Annotated in this window: 3 protein-coding genes and 1 pseudogene; 1 reads left to right on the top strand and 3 read right to left on the bottom strand. The window is 68.6% G+C overall.

The features are described from left to right. Nucleotides 1-96: 96 nt before the first annotated feature. From I73_RS29625 to tal, 3 genes are read right to left on the bottom strand one after another with little or no spacing between them, the layout of a single operon-like run. Nucleotides 97-795: an HAD family hydrolase gene (locus I73_RS29625; RefSeq protein WP_051049313.1), complete on the bottom strand. Its 699-nt coding sequence runs from the start codon at nt 793-795 to the stop codon at nt 97-99. A 13-nt stretch (nt 796-808) separates the two neighbouring features. Next, entirely contained in the window at nt 809-2404 is a 1596-nt protein-coding gene (gene pgi / locus I73_RS21110) for a glucose-6-phosphate isomerase (RefSeq protein WP_022982438.1), read from the bottom strand. 1 nt (nt 2405) lies between these two features. Then, nucleotides 2406-3353 (bottom strand): transaldolase, encoded by a 948-nt coding sequence (tal, locus tag I73_RS21115; protein WP_022982439.1) that lies wholly within the window; start codon nt 3351-3353, stop codon nt 2406-2408. A 176-nt stretch (nt 3354-3529) separates the two neighbouring features. Between tal and I73_RS29630 the strand changes: the two are divergent. Beyond that, nucleotides 3530-4255: pseudogene (locus I73_RS29630) on the top strand (glucose-6-phosphate dehydrogenase); the annotation flags it as partial.

A 4255-nucleotide genomic window follows, 5' to 3' on the forward strand; every position in this document is an offset into this window, starting at 1 on the left:
TCACCGCGTCAGCATGTCGAGCAGTTTCGCCGGCGCTGGCCCGGGAGGCCCATGGCAGCGGCATGACGCGCGAACGGGCGGCCGACCTGGCCGGCTTCAGTTCGACCCGCCAGTGGCGTCGGGCCCGAACCCGTCAAGCAGACGCAGACCCCGGGCCGACAGATCCTGGCTCAGCCGCGCAGCCGAGGTGAAATGCAATGCCGGCAGCCCGAGCTGGGCCGCGGCCTGGATGTTCTCGAGGTGGTCGTCGATGAACAGGGCCTCCTGGGGCGCCACGCCGAAGCGGGCCAGGGCCAGGTGAAAGATGTCCAGCCCCGGCTTGCCGGTCTTCACCCGGGCGGAGAACACACCATCCTCGAACCAGGCCAGGAAGTCGTGGTGCTGCTCCAGGTAGCAGGCGTAGGGCTCGGGCATGTTGGAGAGGAAGAACAAGCGGTGGCCCGCCGCCTTCAAGGCCCGAAGAAGGGCCACCGTGTCCTGCTGCGGTGCCAGCTCCGAGGGGACGGCCTCGATCACCGCCTGCACCTCGGCCGGACTGAGCCCGGTGCGGGCGGCGATCCGGTCACGGCATTCCTCGGCACTGATCAGGCCGCTGTCGAACGCCCCCCAGTCGCCCTGGTAGGCCTGGAAGAACTGGCGCTTCCAGTGTTCAGCCTCTTCGCCCGTGCGGATGCGACCGGGCAGCACACGCGCCAACAGCTCGGCCGGCCGCCAGCGGAACAGCACTCCGCCGAAGTCGAAGATCAGATGGGGCCGGCGTTCGTCCCGCCCTGCGGTGGCGTCTGTGGCACTCACCGTCAAAGTCGCCTCAGCCACGCAGCCTCTCCAGCAAACCCGCCGTGGAACCGTCCAGGCCCGCGACATCCCCGCTGGCCAGTCGCGGCAGCAGCTGGTTGCACAGCGCCTTGCCCAACTCAACGCCCCACTGGTCGAAGCTGTTGATGCCCCACAGCGCGCCGCTGGTGAAGACCCGGTGTTCGTACAGGGCGATCAGCGCCCCCAGGGCACGGGGTGTCAGTTCCTCCAGCAGCAGCGTGGTGCTGGGCCGGTTGCCCGGAAAGCTGCGTTGCTGGGCCAGCACCTCTGGCGCCAGATCGGGCGAGGCGGTCGGCGCCCGCTCGGTGGCGGCCTGGGCGGCCGTCTTGCCCAGCATCAGGGCCTGGCTCTGGGCCAGGCAGTTGGCCAGCAGCTTGGTGTGCAGCTCGGCGTGCTCGTGCGTGGGCCGCTTGACCGCGATGAACTCCACCGGCACCACGTCCGTGCCCTGGTGCAGCATTTGGAAGTAGGCATGCTGGCCGTTGGTGCCCGGTTCGCCCCAGACCACGGGGCTGGTGGCCTGCGTCAAGGGGCGCCCCAGGGCATCCACCTGCTTGCCGTTGGATTCCATCTCCAGCTGCTGCAGATAGGCCGGCAGTCGGCGCAGGCCCTGGTGATAGGGCGCCACCGAGCGGCTGGTGAAGCCGTGGAAGTTGCGGTACCAGACGTCCAGCAGCCCCAGTTGCACCGGCAGGTTCTGGGCCAGCGGGGCCTCGGCGAAGTGGCGGTCCATCGCGTGGGCACCGGCCAACAGGGCCCGGAAGTTCTCGGCCCCGATGGCGATGGCGATGGGCAGGCCGATGGCGCTCCACAACGAGAAACGGCCCCCCACCCAGTCCCAGAAGCCGAAGGTGCGGTGGATGCCGAACTCGGCGGCAGCGTCCAGGTTGGTCGTCACCCCGACGAAGTGCCGGCCCAGGTCGGTGCCCCCCTGCGCCAGGAACCAGGCCCGGGCCACCTGGGCATTGGCCATGGTCTCCTGGGTGGTGAAGGTCTTGGAGGCGACGATGAAGAGCGTGCGGGTCGGGTCCAGCCGGCGCAGCACCGGCGTGATGTCATGCCCGTCCACGTTGGAGACGAAATGCAGGCGCAGGCCCGGGTGACACCAGGCGTCCAGCGCCGGCACGGCCATCTGCGGGCCCAGGTCGGAGCCGCCGATGCCGATGTTGACCACGTCGGTGAAGCCGCTGCTGGCGGTGTCGCGCACCTGCTCGGCATAGGCCAGGAAGCGGTCCAGCATGTCGTGCACGGTGTCGCTGTGCGGACCGACCCCTTGCGGCGCACGCAGCGCGGTGTGCAGCACGGCACGGCCCTCGCTGGTGTTGATTGGCTCGCCGCGCAGCATCGCATCCCGTCGCTCGGCCAGCTGGCATTCCTGGGCCAGGGTCAGCAGCAGGGCGCGGCTGGCCTCGCTCCAGCGGTTCTTGGAAAGGTCGGCGAACACCTCCGGTGCCTCGATGCTGAAGCGCTCGAAGCGGTGCGGCTCGCTGGCGAAGGCCTGGCGCAGGTCCAGCGCGCGGCCGCTGTCCTCGAAGTGCCGATGCAGGGCCGTCCAGGCGGCGGTCTCGTCGCAACGGGGCACCGGCATGTCAGCGCCCCTGGATCAGCGCGTCGAGCTTCACCGCATCGGCGGCGAACAGACGGATGCCTTCGGCCAGCTTTTCGGTGGCCATGGCGTCCTCGTTGAGCGCCCAGCGGAAACGGGCCTCGTTGAAGGTGCAGCCATGGGGCACCTCGGCCGCCTCGGCCTGCGGCGACAGGGCCCGGGTCACCGGCCCCTCGGCAGACTGCAGCTGGGTCAGCAGATCGGGGCTGATGGTCAGCAGATCGCAACCGGCCAGCGCCAGGATCTGCCCGACGTTGCGGAAGCTCGCGCCCATCACCTCGGTGGCGATGCCGTACTTCTTGTAGTAGTGGAAGATCTTGGCGACCGAGCGCACGCCTGGGTCGTTCGCACCGGCCATGGCCGCTTCGTCCCAGGAGGCCCCCGCCTGCTTCTTGTACCAGTCGTAGATGCGGCCGACGAAGGGGCTGATCAGCCGCACGCCGGCATCCCCGCAGGCCACCGCCTGGCAGAAGCTGAACAGCAGGGTGAGGTTGCAGTGGATGCCTTGCTGCTCCAGCGCGCGTGCCGCCTGGATGCCCTCCCAGGTGGAGGCGATCTTGATCAGCACGCGGTCGCGGCCGATGCCCGCCGCCTCGTACATGGCGATCAGGCGCTGGGCGCGGGCGATGGTGGCGGCCGTGTCGAAGGACAGGCGGGCATCCACCTCGGTGGAGACACGCCCGGGCACCACCTTCAGGATTTCCAGACCGAAGCGCACCAGCACCCGGTCCACCACCTCGTCCAGGGGACGCCCCTGGTGGGCGGCCACGGCCGCGCTCAACAGCGGCGCGTACTCGGTCTGCTGAACCGCCTTGAGGATCAGCGACGGATTGGTGGTGGCGTCGCGCGGCGCGTACTGCGCCATTTGCCTGAAGTTACCAGTGTCGGCCACCACCGTGGTGTAGGCCTTGAGTTGCTCGAGCTGATTCATGGTGCGCAGAAGACGTGCAAGGAAAGTGCCACGCCCCGATTAGAACCCGACTTGGTGACGCTCCCAAGGACGTTTTCCCAAGGGCCGCGGCCCCGACGCCGATCCATCCCTGAATTTGACCCCCCTGCGCAAGTCATGCATGATCGATCGACGTAACCAAATTACCGGCCGACAGCATGTCCTTCGACCTGGTCTTCTTTGGCGGCACGGGCGACCTCACCTGGCGCAAGCTGATGCCCGCCCTCTTCCAGGCCTTCCGACACGGCAAGCTGCCCGAGGGGGGCCGCATCCTGGCCGTGGCCCGGGATGACCGCAGCGACGAGGCCTACCGGCAGTTCATCCGCGACCGCTTTGCCGAGGTCGAGAGCTCCAAGCGCCCCAGCGACGAGGAGTTCGCCCGCTTTGCCGCCCTGCTGCACTACCGGCGCATGGACCTGTCCCACCCGGAGGACTACGCCGGCCTGAAGCAATGGCTCGAGGCCCGGGGCGCCGACACGGTGGTGCTCTACCTGGCCACCAGCCCCTACCTCTTCCCGGTGATCTGCGAGCAGCTGGGGGCGGTGGGGCTGAACGGGCCACAGGTCCGGGTCGTGCTCGAAAAGCCCCTGGGCCATGATCTGGCCAGCGCCGGGGAGATCAACCGCGTGGTGCGCTCGGTCTTCAGCGAGCGCCAGGCCTTCCGCATCGACCACTACCTGGGCAAGCCCTCGGTGCAGAACCTGATGGCCCTGCGCTTTGCCAATGCCCTGTTCGAGCCCCTGTGGCGGCGCGAGAGCATCGCCAACATCCAGATCACCCTGGCCGAGTCCATCGGCGTGGGCACGCGGGGCGACTTCTACAACAAAACCGGCGCGTTGCGCGACATGGTGCAAACCATGCCCTGCAATTGCTGACAATGATCG

The sequence above is a fragment of the Ideonella sp. B508-1 genome, assembly GCF_000333615.1.
Lineage (GTDB): Bacteria > Pseudomonadota > Gammaproteobacteria > Burkholderiales > Burkholderiaceae_C > Ideonella.

Excerpts from the sequence above, each read along its gene's own strand:
- pgi (WP_022982438.1), bottom strand. The coding sequence starts at position 2,404 with ATGCCGGTGCCCCGTTGCGACGAGACCGCCGCCTGGACGGCCCTGCAT.
- tal (WP_022982439.1), bottom strand. The coding sequence starts at position 3,353 with ATGAATCAGCTCGAGCAACTCAAGGCCTACACCACGGTGGTGGCCGAC.